Source organism: Rhodococcus sp. A14, assembly GCF_011603105.1.
Taxonomy (GTDB): domain Bacteria; phylum Actinomycetota; class Actinomycetes; order Mycobacteriales; family Mycobacteriaceae; genus Rhodococcus_F; species Rhodococcus_F opacus.
The window spans coordinates 24,566-42,799 of sequence record NZ_JAAOQS010000039.1 but is presented as its reverse complement, the minus strand read 5'-3'; the positions used below and the strand labels follow the sequence as shown (position 1 = coordinate 42,799).

Annotated in this window: 17 protein-coding genes; 6 read left to right on the top strand and 11 right to left on the bottom strand. The window is 67.6% G+C overall.

Features of this window, described 5'->3' with window-relative positions:
- Positions 1-7: 7 nt before the first annotated feature.
- The 8 genes from G9373_RS21125 to G9373_RS21090 form a co-directional block, all read right to left on the bottom strand.
- On the bottom strand, positions 8-1,579 hold the full coding sequence (locus G9373_RS21125) for a long-chain fatty acid--CoA ligase (protein WP_054246616.1): 1,572 nt from the start codon (positions 1,577-1,579) through the stop codon (positions 8-10).
- Positions 1,580-1,615: 36 nt separating this feature from the next.
- Complete coding sequence (locus tag G9373_RS21120) at positions 1,616-2,263, bottom strand: CoA transferase subunit B (protein WP_065488417.1); 648 nt, start codon at positions 2,261-2,263, stop codon at positions 1,616-1,618.
- A gap of 1 nt (position 2,264) precedes the next feature.
- The gene (locus G9373_RS21115; RefSeq protein WP_167116708.1) at positions 2,265-3,023 is read right to left on the bottom strand and encodes a CoA transferase subunit A; all 759 of its coding nucleotides are present in this window, start codon (positions 3,021-3,023) and stop codon (positions 2,265-2,267) included.
- The gene (locus G9373_RS21110; RefSeq protein WP_167116705.1) at positions 3,020-3,628 is read right to left on the bottom strand and encodes an alpha/beta fold hydrolase; all 609 of its coding nucleotides are present in this window, start codon (positions 3,626-3,628) and stop codon (positions 3,020-3,022) included. Before G9373_RS21110 ends, G9373_RS21115 begins: the two co-directional genes overlap by 4 nt.
- Before the next feature lie 27 nt (positions 3,629-3,655).
- Complete coding sequence (locus G9373_RS21105; protein WP_005567237.1) at positions 3,656-4,987, bottom strand: MFS transporter; 1,332 nt, start codon at positions 4,985-4,987, stop codon at positions 3,656-3,658.
- A 121-nt stretch (positions 4,988-5,108) separates the two neighbouring features.
- Entirely contained in the window at positions 5,109-6,161 is a 1,053-nt protein-coding gene (locus G9373_RS21100) for a 3-keto-5-aminohexanoate cleavage protein (RefSeq protein ID WP_005567239.1), read from the bottom strand.
- Between the two features lie 49 nt (positions 6,162-6,210).
- Positions 6,211-7,125, bottom strand: a complete 915-nt coding sequence (locus G9373_RS21095; RefSeq protein ID WP_005567241.1) for a TauD/TfdA family dioxygenase — start codon at positions 7,123-7,125, stop codon at positions 6,211-6,213.
- A 38-nt stretch (positions 7,126-7,163) separates the two neighbouring features.
- Positions 7,164-8,138, bottom strand: a complete 975-nt coding sequence (locus G9373_RS21090) for a quinone oxidoreductase (protein WP_007296272.1) — start codon at positions 8,136-8,138, stop codon at positions 7,164-7,166.
- 201 nt (positions 8,139-8,339) lie between these two features.
- Here G9373_RS21090 and G9373_RS21085 point away from each other — a divergent pair, with 201 nt between their 5' ends.
- A complete protein-coding gene (locus G9373_RS21085) occupies positions 8,340-9,350 on the top strand; it encodes an AraC family transcriptional regulator (protein ID WP_065488426.1) in 1,011 nt (336 codons plus the stop codon).
- On the opposite strand, the gene G9373_RS21080 is transcribed toward G9373_RS21085, so the two are convergent.
- Positions 9,326-9,913, bottom strand: a complete 588-nt coding sequence (locus tag G9373_RS21080; protein ID WP_133985851.1) for a GNAT family N-acetyltransferase — start codon at positions 9,911-9,913, stop codon at positions 9,326-9,328. The two genes, G9373_RS21085 and G9373_RS21080, sit on opposite strands and share 25 nt — an antisense overlap.
- Before the next feature lie 188 nt (positions 9,914-10,101).
- Between G9373_RS21080 and G9373_RS21075 the strand changes: the two genes are divergently transcribed.
- The 5 genes from G9373_RS21075 to G9373_RS21055 all read left to right on the top strand — a co-directional run bounded on the left by G9373_RS21075 (position 10,102) and on the right by G9373_RS21055 (position 16,325).
- On the top strand, positions 10,102-11,463 hold the full coding sequence (locus tag G9373_RS21075; protein WP_005567246.1) for an MFS transporter: 1,362 nt from the start codon (positions 10,102-10,104) through the stop codon (positions 11,461-11,463).
- A 50-nt stretch (positions 11,464-11,513) separates the two neighbouring features.
- Positions 11,514-13,109, top strand: coding sequence for an aldehyde dehydrogenase (NADP(+)) (locus tag G9373_RS21070; protein WP_167116702.1), 1,596 nt, complete (start codon positions 11,514-11,516; stop codon positions 13,107-13,109).
- 25 nt (positions 13,110-13,134) lie between these two features.
- The gene (locus G9373_RS21065) at positions 13,135-14,070 is read left to right on the top strand and encodes a 5-dehydro-4-deoxyglucarate dehydratase (RefSeq protein ID WP_005567248.1); all 936 of its coding nucleotides are present in this window, start codon (positions 13,135-13,137) and stop codon (positions 14,068-14,070) included.
- The gene (locus G9373_RS21060) at positions 14,070-15,341 is read left to right on the top strand and encodes a glucarate dehydratase family protein (RefSeq protein WP_005567249.1); all 1,272 of its coding nucleotides are present in this window, start codon (positions 14,070-14,072) and stop codon (positions 15,339-15,341) included. Before G9373_RS21065 ends, G9373_RS21060 begins: the two co-directional genes overlap by 1 nt.
- Positions 15,342-15,431: 90 nt before the next feature.
- A complete protein-coding gene (locus G9373_RS21055; protein ID WP_005257699.1) occupies positions 15,432-16,325 on the top strand; it encodes a LysR substrate-binding domain-containing protein in 894 nt (297 codons plus the stop codon).
- Between the two features lie 12 nt (positions 16,326-16,337).
- On the opposite strand, the gene G9373_RS21050 is transcribed toward G9373_RS21055, so the two are convergent.
- Together G9373_RS21050 and G9373_RS21045 are read right to left on the bottom strand one after the other, a co-directional pair.
- Entirely contained in the window at positions 16,338-16,820 is a 483-nt protein-coding gene (locus G9373_RS21050; RefSeq protein WP_005567250.1) for a carboxymuconolactone decarboxylase family protein, read from the bottom strand.
- 116 nt (positions 16,821-16,936) lie between these two features.
- Positions 16,937-18,172 (bottom strand): fatty acid desaturase, encoded by a 1,236-nt coding sequence (locus G9373_RS21045; RefSeq protein WP_167116698.1) that lies wholly within the window; start codon positions 18,170-18,172, stop codon positions 16,937-16,939.
- Between the last annotated feature and the right edge of the window lie 62 nt (positions 18,173-18,234).

Below are 18,234 nucleotides of genomic sequence, written 5' to 3'. Positions count from 1 at the left end.
TTCGGTATCAGAGTGCGGCCGCGGCGCGGCCGAGTTCGCGTTTGAGGATCTTGCCGGTGGCGGTCATGGGAAGGGTGGTGACGAATTCGACGGTGCGGGGGTACTTGTAGCTCGCCATCTGCTGCTTGGCCCAGGCGATCACATCGTCCGCGGTGACCTGTGCGCCGGGCTCGAGGATGACGTACGCCTTGATCTCCTCGCCGTGGCTGTCGTCGGGGACGCCGACGACGGCGGCGAGAGAAATGGCATCGTGGCCGAGGAGGACTTCTTCGATCTCACGGGGGTACACGTTGAATCCGCCGCGCACGATCAGGTCCTTGGCCCGGTCGACGATGTAGTAGAAGCCGTCGTCGTCGACGCGGGCGAGGTCGCCGGTCCGGAACCAGCCGTCCCGCAGCACTTCTGCCGTGGCGTCCGGGCGGTTGTAGTAGCCCTTCATGATGTTGTGGCCGCGCAACGCGATCTCGCCGATGTCACCGGCGCCGGTGACGGTGTTCCAGTCCTTGTCGACGAGCCGGGCCTCGATTCCCCACACGGGGACACCGATCGAGCCGGGCCGTGGATCGCCGCCGGGATCGCTGAACGTCGCGAGCGGCGACGTCTCGGACAGTCCGTATCCCTCGAGGATCTGCACACCGAAGCGGTCGGCGAACCGGGTGAGGATCTCCACCGGCAGCGCGGCGCCACCGGAGATCGCGAGTCGCATGTTGCCGGCGATGCGGTCGATGTCGGCGGGGTGTTCGTCGAGGGCGCCGAGCAGACCCCAGTACATGGTGGGCACCCCGGCGAAGACGGTGATGTTCTCCCGTTCGATGAGATCGAGTGCGGCGGCGGCCTCGAACCGGGGCAGCAGCACGAGGGTCGCCCCGACCGAGATTCCGGCGTTGAGGGTGACGGTCTGGCCGAACGAGTGGAACAGCGGCAGGGTCACCAGGTACCGGTCGTGGGTGGCCGGTGTGCTGTCGAAGAGACGATTGGCGGTCAGCGCGTTGAGCACCATGTTGGCGTGGGTGAGCTCGGCGCCCTTGGGTTTTCCGGTGGTCCCGCTCGTGTAGAGGATGACGGCGGTGTCCCCGGGTTCGCGGACCACGGTCTCGACCTCGGTGTCGCGATCCGCGACGGCGTCCGCGAGTGTTCCGATGCCGTCGATCGTGGCGGGAGCGTCCGGGTCGGCGGTGATGCGGAACATGGTGCGGCAGTCGGGACTCTGCGTGAACGCGGAGCGCCCGTACTCGCCCATCGGCAGGTCGGGGGTGCCGTCGTAGCACAAGTACGCCTTGGCGTCGGAATCGGCGAGGTGGTAAGCGATCTCGCGGTCCTTGAGGAGAACGTTGAGCGGTACGACCACGGCGCCGGCCTTGAGGATGCCGTAGTAGACGACGGGGAACTGGGGGATGTTGGGGCAGGAGAGCGCGACCTTGTCACCGGGTTCGATGCCGCACGACATCAGCAGGTTCGCGACCTGGTTCGACCGGGTGTCGAGGTCGGCGTAGGTCATCCGTGCGTCGCCGAGAATCAAGGCGTCACGGTCGGGGAATCGGCGGGCGGAGTCTTGGAGAAGGACGGAAAGGTTGAGCACGGGAGACTTTCTCGTGGTGGGAGGGTGGGAGGAGCGCTACGACAGCGCCGCTGCGGTGGCGGCGCGCACCAGGTCTTCGGTGACCCCGGGCGCGCACTCGCGCAACACCAGGCCGGTTTCGGTGACGTCGACGACGGCCAGGTTGGTGATGATCCGATGCACGACACTGCGTCCGGTGAGAGGCAGGGTGCAGCGTTCGACGATCTTCGGGGCACCGGACTTGTCGCAGTGCTCCATGACCACGATGACTTTGCGGGCGCCGTGCACGAGGTCCATCGCACCGCCCATGCCCTTGACCATCTTTCCCGGAACCATCCAGTTCGCGAGGTCGCCGGCCGCGGAGACCTGCATTCCTCCGAGGACGGCGGTGTCGATGTGGGCGCCGCGGATCATCCCGAAGCTGAGCGCCGAATCGAAGAACGACGCGCCCGCGTTGACGGTGACCGTTTCCTTGCCGGCGTTGATCAGATCCGCATCCACCGCGTCCTCGTCCGGATACGGGCCGGTGCCGAGGATGCCGTTCTCGCTGTGCAGCGTCACGTCGAACCCCGCGGGCAGGAAGTTCGGGATCAGTGTGGGCAGCCCGATACCGAGGTTGACGTACTCACCCGGCGACAGTTCCCGGGCGGCACGGGCTGCCATGTCCTCGCGGGTCCAGCCGATCGTCTCGACGATGGTCGTCATGTCAGTCCTTCCTCGCGGCGACGGTGCGCTTCTCGATCTGCTTGTCCTGGGCCCCGGTGTGGACGATCCGGTCGACGAAGATCCCCGGCAGGTGTACCCGCGCCGGGTCGAGGACCCCGGGCTCGACGAGCTGCTCGACCTGCGCGATACAAATGCGGCCGGCCATCGCGGCGAGCGGGTTGAAGTTGCCTGCGGCCTTGGCGAAGACGAGGTTGCCTTCGGCGTCGCCGATGCGGGCGTGGACGAGTGCGAAGTCGGCGGTGATCGACTCCTCGAGCACGTACTGGCGGCCTGCGAACTCGCGGACCTCCTTCGGCGGAGACGCGATGGCGACCGATCCGTCGGCGGCGTACCGCCACGGCAGCCCGCCGTCGGACACGGGCGTTCCGACCCCGGCGGGGGTGAAGAACGCGGGGATCCCCGCACCGCCGGCGCGCAGCTTCTCGGCCAGGGTTCCCTGCGGCGTCAGTTCGACCTCGAGCTCACCCGACAGGTACTGGCGCGCGAATTCCTTGTTCTCCCCGACATACGACGCGGTGACGCGGCGAATCCGACTGCGGGAGAGCAGGATGCCGAGTCCGTGACCGTCGACGCCGCAGTTGTTGGAAAACACCTCCAGATCGGTGGCGTCACCGGCGGCGATCGCGGCGATCAGCTCGTCCGGGATTCCGCACAACCCGAACCCGCCGACCGCCAGCGACGCACCGGACGGGATGTCCGCGACCGCTTCGGCTGCCGAACCGAAGACCTTGCGCGTCATCGTCCACCAGCGTTCGCCAGCCCGGGAACGACCGTGCTCTCGATCAGTTCCCGGAGCAGTTCCTCGGCGTACGGCCAGTACCCGTAACCGGCGGCGGGATTGAGGTGTCCGACGGCACCCAGGTCGACGAGCTTGCTGCCCCACGACTCGGCCATCCCGGCGACCCGGCGGAATCGGGCCATCGGATCATTCGTGCTGGCGGCGACGATGCTGGGGAACGGCAGCCGGCGGCGGGGGACGGGATCCCAGCCACCCTGCTCGAGTTCCTCGGGGGTGGGATACCCCGCGGGTAGTGGTTCCTCGAGGTCCGGTGGGGTGGCCAGCAGGGCGCCCTGGACCGGGCGGGTGGACTGCTGGGCCCAGTGAACGGTGATCGCCACTCCCGCACTGTGAGCGACCAGCACGACCGGGCCGTCGATGTCCGCGACGACGGCGTCGAGTGCGGCGACCCGGGCCGCGAGGCTGAGCTTGTCCCGTTCGAGCGGCGGCACCGTCCGCACGGTGTCGAGTCTCTCGGCGAGCAACGTCTGCCAGTGGTCGGCGACGTGGTCGCGCAGTCCGGGCACGATCACCACGGTCGGTGCGGTGGAGGTGGAGGTGGTCACGGTCGACTCCAGTTCTTCGGAGGTGGATCAGGCGGGTGCGGCGGTGAGGGCGGCGAGCTTGCGGCGTCCGGCCGGGTAGGCGCGCTTGCCGAGGACGAGGGCGACGATCGCGACGATGTAGATCAGGGGAGCGATCTGCAAGGCAGTGACCAGGCCGAAGCGGTCGGCCAGCACCCCGACGACGAAGGGTCCCAGTGCCAGTCCGAGGAGGTTGTTCGCCAGGGTGAGCGTGCCGAAGGCCGAGGCGCGCACCGACGAGTGGGTGAGGTTCGCGACCATCGCGGCGATGGGGCCGGACGAGCCGGCGGAGAAGAAGGCTCCGATACCGATCAGGACCAGTTGGGGCGCGCCGGTCGGCAACTGGAACCCGGCGCCGAGGAAGACGAGGGAGATCACTCCGAAGACCACCGCGGTGGTCCATTTCCGAGCGGGATCGTTGCGGCTCACGCGGTCTGTGATGATGCCGCACACCACCATGCCGCTGCCGACGAGGAGGACGAAGATCGAGGCCATCGCACCGGCCTTGTCGAGGGCGAGACCGTAAGACCGGTTGAAGAAGCTCGGCAGCCACGCCAGAAGCACACCTGCGGTGAACATCTGGAGACCACCACCGATGTAGGCGAACACGACGGCGGGGGTGGTGAACAGGCTCGAGATCGGCGCCCGGAATCCGGCGGGGCCGGGTGCGTCGGCCGGGTCGTCGTCGGCCGCATGCTGAGCAAGTTTGCGTTCGGAGACCAGAGCCCGGAACAGGGCGACGAGCATGAGCCCGAAGACGGCCATCGCGGCGAACGACCAGCGCCAGCCGAGGTTGACGGCGATCACGCCGCCGAGGGCGACGCCGATCACGGACCCGAACGATCCGCCGCCCATGAAGGCGCCGCTGAGCGTGGAGTGCACTCGCGGGGCGAACACGCTGAGAACCACCGCGATGCCGACGCTGCCGTAGGCGGCTTCACCCACGCCGACCAGGAAGCGGGCGCCGAGCATCTGCTCGTAGCTGCTCGCCACGGCACAGAGCAGGGTGGCGATGCTCCAGAGCACGGCCATCAGGACGAGGCTCTTCACGCGACCCCACCGGTCGGCGAGCAGCGACAGCGGGAGGGTCAGCAGTCCGACCATCAGCGCGACGACGCTGCTGAGCGACGCCAGCTGGGAATCTGTCAGCGTCCATTCGGTTTTGAGGAGCGGGAAGACGGCACTGAGTACCTGCCGGGACATGTAGTCCGACAGCAGCAGACCGAAGGTGAGTGCGAAGACGATCCACGGATAGAACCGGGACCGAGAGGCCGGAGCGGTGCTCCCGGTGGCGGTATTCGGGGTGGTGGTGTTCAGGGCGGTGGTGGCAGGCAGTCCCATGAGGCCTCCTATGGCCGTCAGGAGTGATAAAGGGGTGGGGAGAGAGCCGGCCGTGCTCGTGTGAGCGGCGGTCTGTCCGGCTCTCTCCCCGGCGTGATGCAAAATCCCCCGGCGCCGAAAATCAGGCGTGGTGGGTGAAGCCGACCTGTCCGGGACGGCGGTTGGGCGCGTAGCCGAGCTTGGCGAGGGTCTCGTCGGCATCGGCGTAGGTCTGGCCGATCCGGTAGATGTCGCGGGCCTCCTTGCCGGTGGCCACCTCGCGACCCAATTCACCTGCGACGCGGACCAACTGCTCGACCTGCTGGACGGAGGTCATCTTCTCACCCTTGCGTCCCCAGATGGTGTCTTCGTTACCGCAACGGGGGTGCAGGCCCATCGCGATCGCCATCGCGTTGACCGGCAGCACGCTGCGCATCAGGGTCTCGAGGGTCAGGCAGGCACCGTCCGGGACTCGCTGGATGAAGTTCATGATGTTGTACGGGTTGGGGCCGTCGAAGCCGCCGCCGATGCCGACCCAGGTCAGGTTGAGCGGACCGGTGTAGATCCCGCGCCGGATGAGCCGCTCGACGGTCTCGAGCTGGGGGATGCTCGACAGCTGGAAGTGCGGCTGAATTCCGGCCGCCTGCAGGCGACGCAGATGCTCCTCGACCCACGCCGGGCCTGCCGGGACCGTCATCTCCCGGTACGCCTCGGCGAGCTCGGGCCGCTCCATCGAGGTGCCGGCGATGTCGTCGGCGGTCATGAGTTCCATGATGTTCATCTGCGAGGTGTTGATCGCGATCGTCACCTGGTCGGGTGCGGGATCGAGGTCGGCCAGCATGTGCCGGGTGTCGTCCGAGAGCCACTTCGCATCCGCCCCTTCGCCTTCGGGTGCGAAGGAGATCGATCCGCCGACCTGCAGGATCATGTCCGGCACCGCCTGGCGCAGTCCGGCGAGCAACTCGTTGAACTTCGAGAGCCGCTTGGAGCCCTTGCCGTCGAGCTCACGGACGTGGATGTGCAGGACGGTGGCGCCGGCCTCGTAGCAGTCCACTGCCTTCTGGACGTGCTCGTCCATCGTCAGCGGCAGGTCTTCGCGGAAGTCGTCCGGCTCCCACTCGGGACCGTACGGGGCACAGGTGATGACCAGCTTCTCCTGGGCCTCGGGGAAGAGGGCGTCGTCGTGGAAGTGCATGGTGTTCTCCGTTCGAAATCGGATCTGATGAAAAGGGGCAGTGAGTAATTCAGAAGGGCCGGTCGCCGATGATGCCGGCGCGCTCCATCTTGCGGACGGCGGGCCAGTAGTCCTGGACCGCGTAGTGCTGGGTGGAACGGTTGTCCCAGATCGCGACGCTGTTCTTCGTCCAGCGCCACCGCACCTGGTACTCGGGAATCGACGCCTGGCTGATCAGGTAGTTGAGCAGGTTGCTGCTGCCGGGCGCGTAGTCGATGCCGTACCGGATGTGCTCGGGGGTGTGGTAGTTGACGAAGTGGGTCGCGAAAGCGTTGACGAACAGGATCTTTTCGCCGGTCTCGGGGTGCGTGCGCACCACGGGGTGCTCGGCGTCGGGGAACCTCTCGTGCAGCGCCTGCCGCTGTTCCGGCGGCTGCGCGGCACCGAACGACGCCTCGATGCTGTGCCGGGCGCGGAGTCCGTCGATCTGCTTCTTGACCTGCTCGGGAAGCTTCTCGTACGCCAGGGCCATGTTCACCCAGATGGTGTCTCCGCCGATCGGGGGCGTCTCCACGCAGCGGAGCACGCAGCCCATGGGCGGGTTCTCCCGCCAGGTGGCGTCGCAGTGAAAGGCGTTCTCGTAGTGCTCGGCCGGGCTGTCGAGGTCCTTGTAGATTTGCACCAGCCCCGGGTGGTCGGGGTCGCTCCCCACGGCGGGGTGGTCCTCGAGCGGGCCGAACCGTTCGGCCAGCGCCACGTGCTCGGCGCGGGACATGTCCTGGTCGCGGAGGAACAAAACCTTGTACTCGAGCAGCAGTTCCCGCAGTTCGGCGAACAGGGCGTCGTCGCGGGCGGCGTCACCGAGGTTCACGTCGAACAGTTCGGCGCCGATCGAGCAGGTGAGCGGTGCGAATCGGAAGGATCCGGAAGGGGAGAGGATCGTGTGCGGTTCGGGCGAGTAGGTCAGTTGCGCGGTGTCGGTCATGGTGGTGTCTCCGTCGGGGTGAATGTGGTGGCGCGCTGTCAGAGTCGGAACACGGAGGAGCCGATGCTGCGGCCGGATTCGAGATCGTGGTGCGCCTGGACGGCGTCCTCGAGCCCGTAGCTCTGGTTGATCTCGATCCGGATCCGGCCGGCCTCGACGTGCCCGAAGAGTTCACCGGCGAGTTCGGCGCGCTCCGCCGGGTCGGCGATGTAGTCGGCGAGCGCGGGTCGGGTGACGAACAGCGAACCCTTGACGGCCAACTGCATCGCGTTGATCGGAGGAATCGGTCCGGAGGCGGTTCCGAAGCACACCAGCAGTCCGCGCCGGGCGAGGCAGTCGAGCGAGGTCTGGAAGGTGGACTCGCCGATGCTGTCGTACACGACGGGGACGCCGGCACCGTCGGTGATTTCCCGAACCCGCTCGGCGACGTTCTCCCGGGTGTAGACGATCACGTGCTCACACCCGTGGGCGCGGGCGATCGCGGCCTTCTCGTCGGTGGACACGGTGCCGATCACGTTGATGCCCAGCAACTTTGCCCACTGCGTGAAGATCAGGCCGACGCCGCCGGCCGCCGCGTGCAGGAGCACGGTGTCGCCCGCCTTCAGCGGGTGGATGCGCCGCAGCAGGTAGGCCGTGGTCAGACCGCGCATCGTCATCGCGGCCGCGGTGTCGAAGCGGATCGCTTCGGGCAGCGGGATCAGCGGTGCGGCCGGCATCACGCGTTCGGTGCTGTAGGCGCCGAGGGGGCTGCCCGTGTAGGTGACGCGGTCACCGACCTGCACGTGGGTCACGCCGGAGCCGACTTCCTCGACGACACCGGCCGCCTCCACTCCCATCCCCGCGGGCAACTCGGCCGGGTACAGGCCGGTGCGGAAGTAGGTGTCGGCGAAGTTCAGTCCGACGGCCTCGTGCCGGATCCGGACCCCGTGGGGACCGGGCTCCCCGACCTCGACGTTCTCCCACTTCATGACTTCTGGAGCGCCGTGCTCGTAGAACCGAACAGCCTGTGCCACAGTATTTCTCCTCTTCGATGTGATGATCGGTGCGGTGCCGCCGGACCGGTCGCGGTCGGGCGGGGCGGGGGTGACCCGGTGTGGCGGATCACCTCTCCGACCGCTTCTGTGATGCACCTAACAGTACGGGCGCATCCGGTCGATTGCTTATCCTGACGGGACAGACGGCCTATCATTCTGGGACAGGGCATTGGAGGTGGCATGAAACCCCTTGCGCGCTACGCGTCGCTGAACGGATACCTCGAGCTGTGCCGGTCGCTCGGTGTCGATCCGGTGCCGTTGATGAGGTCCGTCGGTCTCGATCCGTCCGGCCTCGCACTGCAGGACCGATGGATCCCGGCCGCGGCGATCGCGCACCTCCTCGAGCAGTCGGTGGAGGCGTCCGGGCACGAAGACTTCGGGGTGCGCCTCGCCGAGCGCCGGCAGTTCTCCAACCTCGGCCCTCTCAGCCTCGTCGTGCGCGAGGAACCCGACGTCCGCAGCGCCCTGCGCGTGCTCACGCGGTACACGCACACGTACAACGAGGCGTTGCAGACGCGGATGTCCGAGTCGAACGGTCTCGCGACCTTGCGCGTCGAACTGGACGTGGGAGAGGCAACCGAGACGCGGCAGTCGGTGGAACTGGCGGTCGGAGTGCTGCACCGGCTGCTGCGCGGCTTCCTCGGGGGCGGCTGGAAACCGCTCGCCGTCTGCTTCCCTCATCCGGCTCCCGCGGACACGGCTACCCACCGGCGTCTGTTCGGGCCGGTGGTGAACTTCGACCACGAGTTCGCGGGCATCGTCATCGACGCCGGCGACCTGGCTGAGCCGAACAAGATGTCCGATCCACTGCTCCGTCGCTACACCCAGCAACTCCTCGACTCGTGGGAGCCGTCGGACGACGTGACGATCGTGAGCCGGGTCCGCGAGCTGATCGAACTACTGTTGCCGACGGGCCGCTGTTCCGTCGAGCAAGTGGCTCGCAGTCTGGGGGTCGACCGGCGAACGGTGCATCGCCGCCTCGCCGAGAGCGGGGAGACGTTCTCGACCGTCCTCGACGCGACCCGCGTCGAACTCGCCGAACGGATGGTCGCGAATCCCCGCCTGAGTCTCACCGAGATCGCGGACGTGCTGGCGTTCTCGGCGCCGAGCAACTTCTCCCGCTGGTTCAGTGGGCGGTTCGGGTGCAGCCCGAGTCGCTGGCGCGCTCAGCGTGCGGGCGACACCGGGTGAATCGGCCGGCCCTCGTCCAGATCGAGCCTGCTGATGTAGTGGGCGCCGTCGTCGATCGGGTTGTCCGGTGGGAGGTAGCCCTCGCCGACGCGGCGGAAGCCGGCTTTCTCGAGCGCGCGCCACGACGCCCGGTTGGGGACGACGACGGGGACGACGATCGCGGTGGCGTCGGGTAGGTCGGCCCGGCACTTGGCGACGAACGCGCTGATCATCGCGGTTCCCAGCCCCTGGCCGGTGTGCTGCGGGCCGCCTACGTAGTAGTCGATGGAGATGCTTCCCGGTGGGATCTCGACGAGGGCGGCGAGGAGCGCGAGGTCCTCGGGATAGTCGGCGATCCGGTACCGCTGGATGAACCCGAACGGCAGGCCGTCTCGCAGGACGAGGAAGTCCTCGCAGGGCTCGGTGCCGTCGATGCTGCCGCCGAAGTCGCGCTCGATGTCGGCGTCTGCGGTGTCGTGGTTCCAGAACCGCGCGACGTGTGGTTCGCGGAGCCATCGTTGCAGTTGAGGGAAGAATTCGCGGGTCGTGCGGACGAACTCGAAGGTGACTGCGTCGGCGCTCACGGTAGGAAACTAGCAGGAACCACGTCGATTCAACTTCGGCATCGATAACGAGAATCTTTGACTTGGACATGTATCGAACATGCCTCTAGCGTGATTCCTATGACTCAGGTCACGCCTGGTAGCCGGGCGTGATCGGAGTCCTCCAACGTTCCCCGCACCACCAGCGCCAGCACAGAGAGGAGTCACCGATGACCCTCCCCCTCGCCGTTTCCCCGGCAGTCGACAGCGCGGTCTCCAAGATCTTCCGTCGCGTCGTCCCGCTGTTCATCGTCATGCTCATCTGCAACCAGCTCAACAGGTCCAACATCGGTTACGCGCAGACGCATCTCGAGGCGGACGTGGGCATCGGCGCTGCGGCGTATGGATTCGGTGCGGGTGTCTTCTTCATCGCCTACGCGATCTTCGAACTCCCGTCGAACGTGCTCATGGAGAAGTTCGGCGCCAAGGTGTGGCTCACCCGCATCATGATCTCGTGGGGCCTGGTGTCCGCGGCGATGGCGTTCGTCAACGGCCCGGAGATGTTCTACGCCCTGCGGTTCCTCCTCGGTGTCGCGGAGGCCGGCTTCTTCCCGGCCATCATCTTCTACTTCACCCGCTGGCTGCCGAACAACCACCGCAGCCGCGCCACGGCACTGTTCATCGCCGGGTCCTCCATCGCGGCCGCCATCTCGGGACCGCTGTCCGGACCGCTGCTGTCCCTCGACGGACTCGGCGGGCATCACGGCTGGCAGTGGATGTTCGCGCTGGAGGGACTGCTGTCGGTGGTCGTCGGTTGCTTCGCCTACCGCCTGCTCGACTCGAAGATCGACGACGCGAAGTGGCTCACCGGCGCGGAAAAGCACGACCTGCAGGCTGTCATCGCCGAGGAAGACGTGCTGCGCAGTGAGGCGTCCGCGAAGCGTGGCGAGTCGGGCTCGCGCTGGAAGCTGCTCCTGCAGCCGCGGATCCTGGTGTGCTGCGGCATCTTCTTCGCGATCACCATGGCGATCTACGCCAACACGTTCTGGTTGCCGTCGATCATCCGCCGCATCCCGGGCACCACCGACGTCACCGTCGGACTGCTCTCCTCGCTGCCGTGGATCTGCGCGATCTTCGCGATGTACTTCTCCAACCGCTCCGCCGACCGCACCGGACGGCACAAGCCCTACCTCGTCGCCGCGCTGCTCATCGGCGGTATCGGCACGATGGCCGCCGCGTTCGTCACGCCCTGGCTGGCGCTTCCGCTGCTGTGCGTCGCGACGATGGGATTCAAGAGCGCGAGCCCGCTCTTCTGGTCGATTCCGCAGCGCACGCTCCACCCGATGGTGCTGGCGCCGGCGATCGCGATCATCAACTCGCTGGGCAACCTGGGTGGCTTCGTCGCCCCGTTCGGCTTCGGAGTGATCAAGGAGCAGACCGGCACGGTGACGATGGGCCTGGTCGTGTTGTCGCTCTTCGCCCTGGCCGCCGCCGCGGCGGTGACCTACTTCCGGCGAGACAAGGAAGACATCGACGACGTCGCCGACCTGGCAGAGGTGGGCTCCGACGAGCCCACCGTGGCAGCCAAGTGACCTCTCCCCGGCACATACGAAACGCAGACGAGAACTCGAGGACTTGAATCATGACAGCAACGGTGAACCGGACCGACGTGACCGGACAGATGATCATCGCAGGGAAGCCCGTTCAGGGTTCCGGCACGACGATCCACGGCATCGACCCCACCACCGACGGCCGGCTGGAACCCGGCTTCGCGCACGGTGACGAACGGGACGTCGACGCCGCCTGCGCCGCCGCCGCCGACGCGTTCGCGCCGTTCCGCGCCACGAGCAGCGAGAAGCGCGCCCAGTTCCTCGAGGCGATCGCCGACAACATCGAGGCCCTCGGCGAGACGCTCATCGCCCGGGCGTGCGCCGAATCCGGACTTCCCCAGGGCCGCATCACCGGTGAGATGGGCCGCACGTCCGGACAGCTGCGGCTGTTCGCCGGCGTCCTGCGTGACGGCGGCTGGAACGGCGCCCGCATCGATCCCGCGATGCCCGACCGGACGCCCCTGCCCCGTGCCGACATCCGGCAGCGGAAGGTGCCGCTCGGACCCGTCGCGGTGTTCGGCGCGAGCAACTTCCCCCTCGCCTTCTCCGTCGCCGGCGGCGACACCGCGTCCGCGCTGGCGGCGGGCTGCCCCGTCGTCGTGAAGGCTCACGACGCGCACCCCGGCACCTCCGAACTCGTCGGCCGTGCCATCGCCGACGCCGTCGCGAGCACCGGCATGCCCGCGGGCACGTTCTCCCTGCTGTTCGGCTCGGGCCGCGGGCTCGGCACCGCACTCGTCACCGACCCGCGCATCAAGGCCGTCGGATTCACCGGATCACGTTCCGGTGGAACCGCTCTGGTCGCCGCTGCCGCCGCACGTCCGGAACCCATCCCGGTGTACGCGGAGATGAGTTCGATCAACCCGGTGTTCGTGCTCGAGAACGCGCTCACCACGCGCGCCGCCGACCTCGGGCGCGCATTCGTCGCATCCCTGACGCTCGGATCCGGACAGTTCTGCACCAACCCCGGACTCGTCATCGCCGTCGACGGTCCCGGCCTCACCTCGTTCGTCGAGTCCGCGAGCGCCGCCGTCGCCGGGAGCACCCCCACCCCGATGCTCACCCCGAACATCGCCGGCTGCTACGCGGACGGCGTCACCGCGCTCACCGGCGAGGCCACCGTGGAGGCGCGCGGCACCGAATCCGACGCGCCGAACACCGGCCGGGCCGCGCTGTTCAGCACCGACGCCGACACGTTCCTGGGCTCGGAGGTGTTGCAGCAGGAGGTATTCGGCTCGTCCAGCCTGATCGTCAAGTGCCGCGACGCCGAGCAGGTGCGTGCCGTGGCAGCGAAACTGGAAGGCCAGCTGACCGCGACCGTCCACGTCGACGACGCCGATCTCGACGAGGCCGGACGACTGCTGCCCGTCCTCGAACTCAAGGCCGGACGAATCCTGTTCAACGGCTGGCCCACCGGGGTCGAGGTCGGCCACGCGATGGTGCACGGTGGCCCACACCCCGCGACATCCGACTCGCGCACCACGTCCGTCGGCTCGCTGGCGATCGAACGGTTCCTGCGTCCCGTTGCCTACCAGGATGTTCCGAGCTCGCTGCTCCCCGCCGCCATCGCCGACGGCAACCCCGACCAGTTGTGGCGTCGCATCGACGGCCGACTCACCCAAGCCTGATTTTCCCTTCGTGAAGGAGTTCCCCATGCTCGACGGCGTCCTGTTCTTCCCCGTCACCCCGTTCACCGCATCCGGCGACGTCGACTACGACCGGCTCGCCGAGCACGTCGCCAAGGGTGTCGACGCGGGCCCCGGAGGCGTCTTCATCGCCTGCGGCACCGGAGAATTCCACGCCCTCGGGCTGGAGGAGTTCGGCAAGATCGTCGCCAAGGCCACCGAGGTCGTCGCCGGACGCGTCCCCGTGTTCGCCGGGGCCGGCGGCTCGGTGCAGCAGGCCAAGGAGTTCGCCGCCAGCGCGAAGGCCAACGGCGCCGACGGCATCCTGCTGCTCCCGCCGTACCTGGTGACGATGCCGCAGGCCGGGCTGGTGGAGTACACCCGCGCGGTCGCCGACACCACCGACCTCCCGCTCGTCGTCTACAACCGCGGCAACGCCCGGTTCGACGAGGCGGCCGCCGTGGAGGTGGCGCAGTTCCCGACCGTGGTCGGGTTCAAGGACGGCACCGGTGATCTCGACAAGGTAGGCCGCATCGTCCGTGCGGTGAAGGACGCGCTCGCCCCCTCCGGCAAGCCGTTCCTGTTCTTCAACGGCATGCCCACCGCCGAGGTCACCCAGCAGGCGTACCGCGCGATCGGTGTCACGCTGTACTCGTCCGCGACGTTCGCGTTCGCGCCCGAACTCGCTCTCGGGTTCTACGAGGCGCTCGAATCCGGCAACGAGGAACTCACCGACGCGCTGCTCCGCGACTTCTTCCACCCCTTGGTGCGCTTGCGTGACCAGGTGCCCGGATACGCGGTGTCGCTGATCAAGTCGGGGGTCGCGATGGAAGGTATCGACGCCGGGTCGGTGCGGCCGCCGCTCGTCCCGACGAGCGAGGCCCACCTGCGGGAACTCGCGCAGATCACCGCAGCCGGGCGCGCCGTTCTCGCCGACGCACTCGCCGTGCAGGCGGCGGTCTGATGACTGCCGCACCCATCCGAATCACCGGCGCACGGATCACGCCCGTCGCGTTCGTCGACCCGCCGCTCCTCAACACCGTCGGAGTGCACCAGCCCTATGCGCTGCGTGCGATCATTCAGCTCGACACGGACGGCGGGCTCGTCGGCCTCGGTGAAACGTACGCCGACACCGCCCACCTCATCCGGCTCGAGGCGGCCGCCGAAGCGATCGTCGGTCTGGACGTGTTCGCGCTCAACGCGATCCGCGCGGCGATCGACGAGAAGATTGCCACCCTGACCGTCACGGGCGGTGACGGGGTCGCGGGCATGATCACCACGGCCAGTACCACCGACCGCGTGTTCTCCCCGTTCGAGGTGGCGTGCCTCGACGTGCAGGGCAAGGCCCTCGGCCGGCCGGTCTCCGATCTGCTCGGCGGCAAGGTACGCGATGCCGTCCCGTTCAGCGCCTACCTGTTCTACAAGTGGGCCGGGCACCCCGGCGCCCAACCCGACGAATGGGGCGAGGCGATCGACCCCGACGGTCTGGTCCGTCAGGCGCAGAAGATGATCGGCGAGTACGGCTTCGAGGCCATCAAGGTCAAGGGCGGCGTGTTCTCGCCGGACGAGGAGATCGCCGGCATCAAGGCGCTGCGCGCCGCGTTCCCCGACCTGCCGCTGCGTCTCGACCCGAACGCCGCGTGGACCGTCGACACGGCGATCAGGGTTGCGTCGGAACTCGACGGCATCGTCGAATACCTCGAGGACCCGACGCCGGGCCTCGACGGCATGGCCGAGGTCGCACGTGAGGCGAAGATGCCGCTGGCCACGAACATGTGCGTCGTCGCGTTCGATCAGCTCGAGCCTGCCGTGCGGAAGGATTCCGTCCAGGTGGTGCTGTCGGATCACCACTACTGGGGTGGCCTGCAGCGGTCGCGGCTGCTCGCCGGTATCTGCGACAACTTCGGCCTGGGCCTGTCGATGCACTCCAACTCGCACCTGGGCATCAGCCTGGCCGCGATGGTGCATCTCGCCGGCGCCACACCGAACCTCACGTACGCGTGTGACACGCACTGGCCGTGGAAGACCGAGGACGTCGTCAAGCCCGGTGTGCTGAAGTTCGTCGACGGCGCGGTCCCGGTGCCGACGACGCCGGGGCTCGGTGTCGAGATCGACGAGGACGCCCTCGCCGCCCTGCACCAGCAGTACCTGGACTGCGGGGTGCGGGACCGCGACGACACCGGGTACATGAAGTCGGTGGACCCGACGTTCGAGAACACCTGTCCTCGCTGGTAGCTGTCTCACGAAAGGCGCCGACCGCGGTCTCGGTCGGCGCCTTCCGGGTGGGATACATTGAGTCCACCCCGAGGCAAAGGAGTGGATCGAATGTTCTCCCTCGCGCGGCTGTCGTGTTTCATCGCCGTCGCGGAGGAACTGCATTTCGGTCGCGCCGCGGAGCGCCTGCACATGACGCAGCCGCCGCTGAGCCGTCAGATCCAGCAGCTCGAAAGCGAACTCGGCGTGCAGTTGATCGACCGCACCAGCCGATCCGTCACCCTCACCGCCGCCGGTACGGCGTTCCTGCCCGACGCCCGGCGCATCCTGAGTCTGTCGGAGAGTGCCGCCCTGACGGTGCGGCGCGTGCCGGCCGGCGACCTCGGCACCGTCGTCGTCGGGTTCACCGGCGCGTCCGCGCACGCGGTGCTGCCGAGGTTGCTCGAGGCGGCCCGCGACCGACTGCCGGATGTGAAAGTCGTTCTGCGGGAGATGGTCACCTCCGTGCAGATCGAATCGTTGATCAGTGGTGAACTGGACCTCGGGCTGATCCGCCCCATCCTCACCCGCCCCGGCATCGACACGCGCCCCATCCATCACGAGCGGCTCGTCGCCGCGCTGCCGGCCGGTCACCCCCTCGCCGACGCCGAGCAGCTGGCGGTGGAGGATTTCGACGATCAGCCCGTCGTCATGTATTCGCCCGTCGATGCCCGGTACTTCCACGAACTGCTCATCAGCACGTTCACGATCGTCGGTGCCTCCCCGCGCTACGTCCAGTACGTCACGCAGGTGCACACCATGCTGGTGCTCGTCCGGTCCGGGCTGGGCATGGCCCTCGTCCCCGAATCCGCGCAGACGATGCACCCGGAAGGGGTCGTGTTCCGCCCCGTCTCCGCCGTCCGCGACCGGCCCGTCCAGATGAACGCCGCCTGGCGTTCGGACAACCGGAACCCCGCGCTGCGCAGGTTCATGGAGGACGTCCTCCCACAACGGGAGTGGGAATGAGAATCGGAGCGCTCAGAGCGTGAGCTTGCACGTCTGACCGATGTCGAGCACCCGCAGCACCCGGCCCGTCCCCAGCCACAACGCGCACGACAGCGCCAGGTCGGTCAGGATCTCGTCGGAGAAATGCTCGTGACACCGCGCCCAGAAGTCCTCGTCGTCGCGGAGCGCGGTGTGATCGGTGGCGAACCGGTGGGCGAACTCGGCCGCCGTCCGCTCCTCGGCGCTGTACCCCGGCCACGACTCCCACTCGAGAACGTGATCGTAGAAGTGCTCGTCGATCCCCGCATCGGCGCCACTCCTGTCGCGGGTGCCGAGGCACACGGCACACTCGTTCGCCTCCGCGACGGCCATTCGCGCGATCTCCCGGACCCGTAACGGTAACCGGTTCCGGTTGTACACGGCGTCCGTGAATGCCCCGAGTGCACCACCCAGCTCGGGTGAGATCGACAGCCAACCGGCCACGTCATCGTCACTGTAGCTACCTACTCGACTCATCCCCGAATGCTACAGCGGGAGGTGTCGCGGGGGATAGATCTGACACGTGTTCTATGTCAGTACTCAGTGGCAGGTGTTCGATGAGTCGGGATGCAGCACATTGCCCCCGGAGTTGGTCAGCGCATTCCGAGGATTCGGCGGACGACACCGCGTTTGCGCTTCTTCTCGATCGTCGTCGCCAGGCCGATCCGGCGGCCGGTGAGTGGATCGGTGGCGGGGGGACCGCCGAACCCGGCTTCGGACGCGGTTTCGGGTGCTGCGTCGCGGGTGTCCGTGAGGTACTTGTCGGGAAGCGAGAGCTTCGCGATGGTGCGCCACGACTTCCAGTACTGCACTGCGAGCGGGCCGGTCGTGTACGGCAGGTCGTACTTCTCGCACAGCTGCTTCACGCGGATCGAGATCTCGTGGTAGCGGTTGGACGGCAGGTCCGGGAAGACGTGGTGCTCGATCTGATAGCTCAAGTTGCCGGTCATGAAGTCCATGACGGGGCCGCCCGAGATGTTCGCGGAGCCGAGCATCTGCCGCAGGTACCACTGGGCGTGCGTCTCGTTGTCGACGTCCGTCTTGGTGAATTTCTCGGCGCCGTCCGGGAAGTGACCGCAGAAGATCACGGCGTTGGTCCACAGGTTGCGGACGAGGTTGGCGGTCGCGTTCGCCTTGGCCGTGGACTTCCATGCCTTGCCCGTCAGTGCCGGGTATACGACGTAGTCCTTGAGGGTCTGCCTGCCGAGCTTGGCGAGCACTTCCTTGCCGCGCTTCCTGGTGAGTTCACGGTCGTCCCGGCCCCGGGTCACTTTGCCGAGCTCGAGCAGTTGGATGGCGAGGCCGTACTGGAACAGCGCCGCGAGGATCGCATTGTAGGCGAGGTTGCCGAGGTAGAACGGCTTCCAGCGCTGGTCACGGGTGACGCGGAGCAGGCCGAATCCCACGTCGTCGTCCATCCCGAGGACGTTGGTGTATTTGTGGTGCGCGTAGTTGTGGGTGATCTTCCAGTGCGCCGACGGATCGGCGTTGTCCCATTCCCAGTTCACGGAGTGCACTTCGGGGTCGTTCATCCAGTCCCACTGCCCGTGCATCACGTTGTGCCCGAGCTCCATGTTCTCGATGATCTTCGACAACGAGAGCATCCCGGTGCCCAGCACCCACAGCGAACGCTTGCGGGAGCCGAAGAGCACCGCCCGGCCGCCGAGTTCCAGTCCGCGTTGCAGCCGGATGGTGTTGCGGAGGTACAGGGCGTCGCGTGCCCCGCGGGATTCCTCGATGTCCCGTCGGATCGCATCCAGGTCGCGGCCGATGGCCTCGACGTCGGCGTCCGTCAGGTGTGCGTACTCCTTGATGTCCGATATCGCCATGCACCTACGGTACCGTAAGTTACGGTCCCGTAGGTTACGGGCGGGTATTTTATGACGCGAAT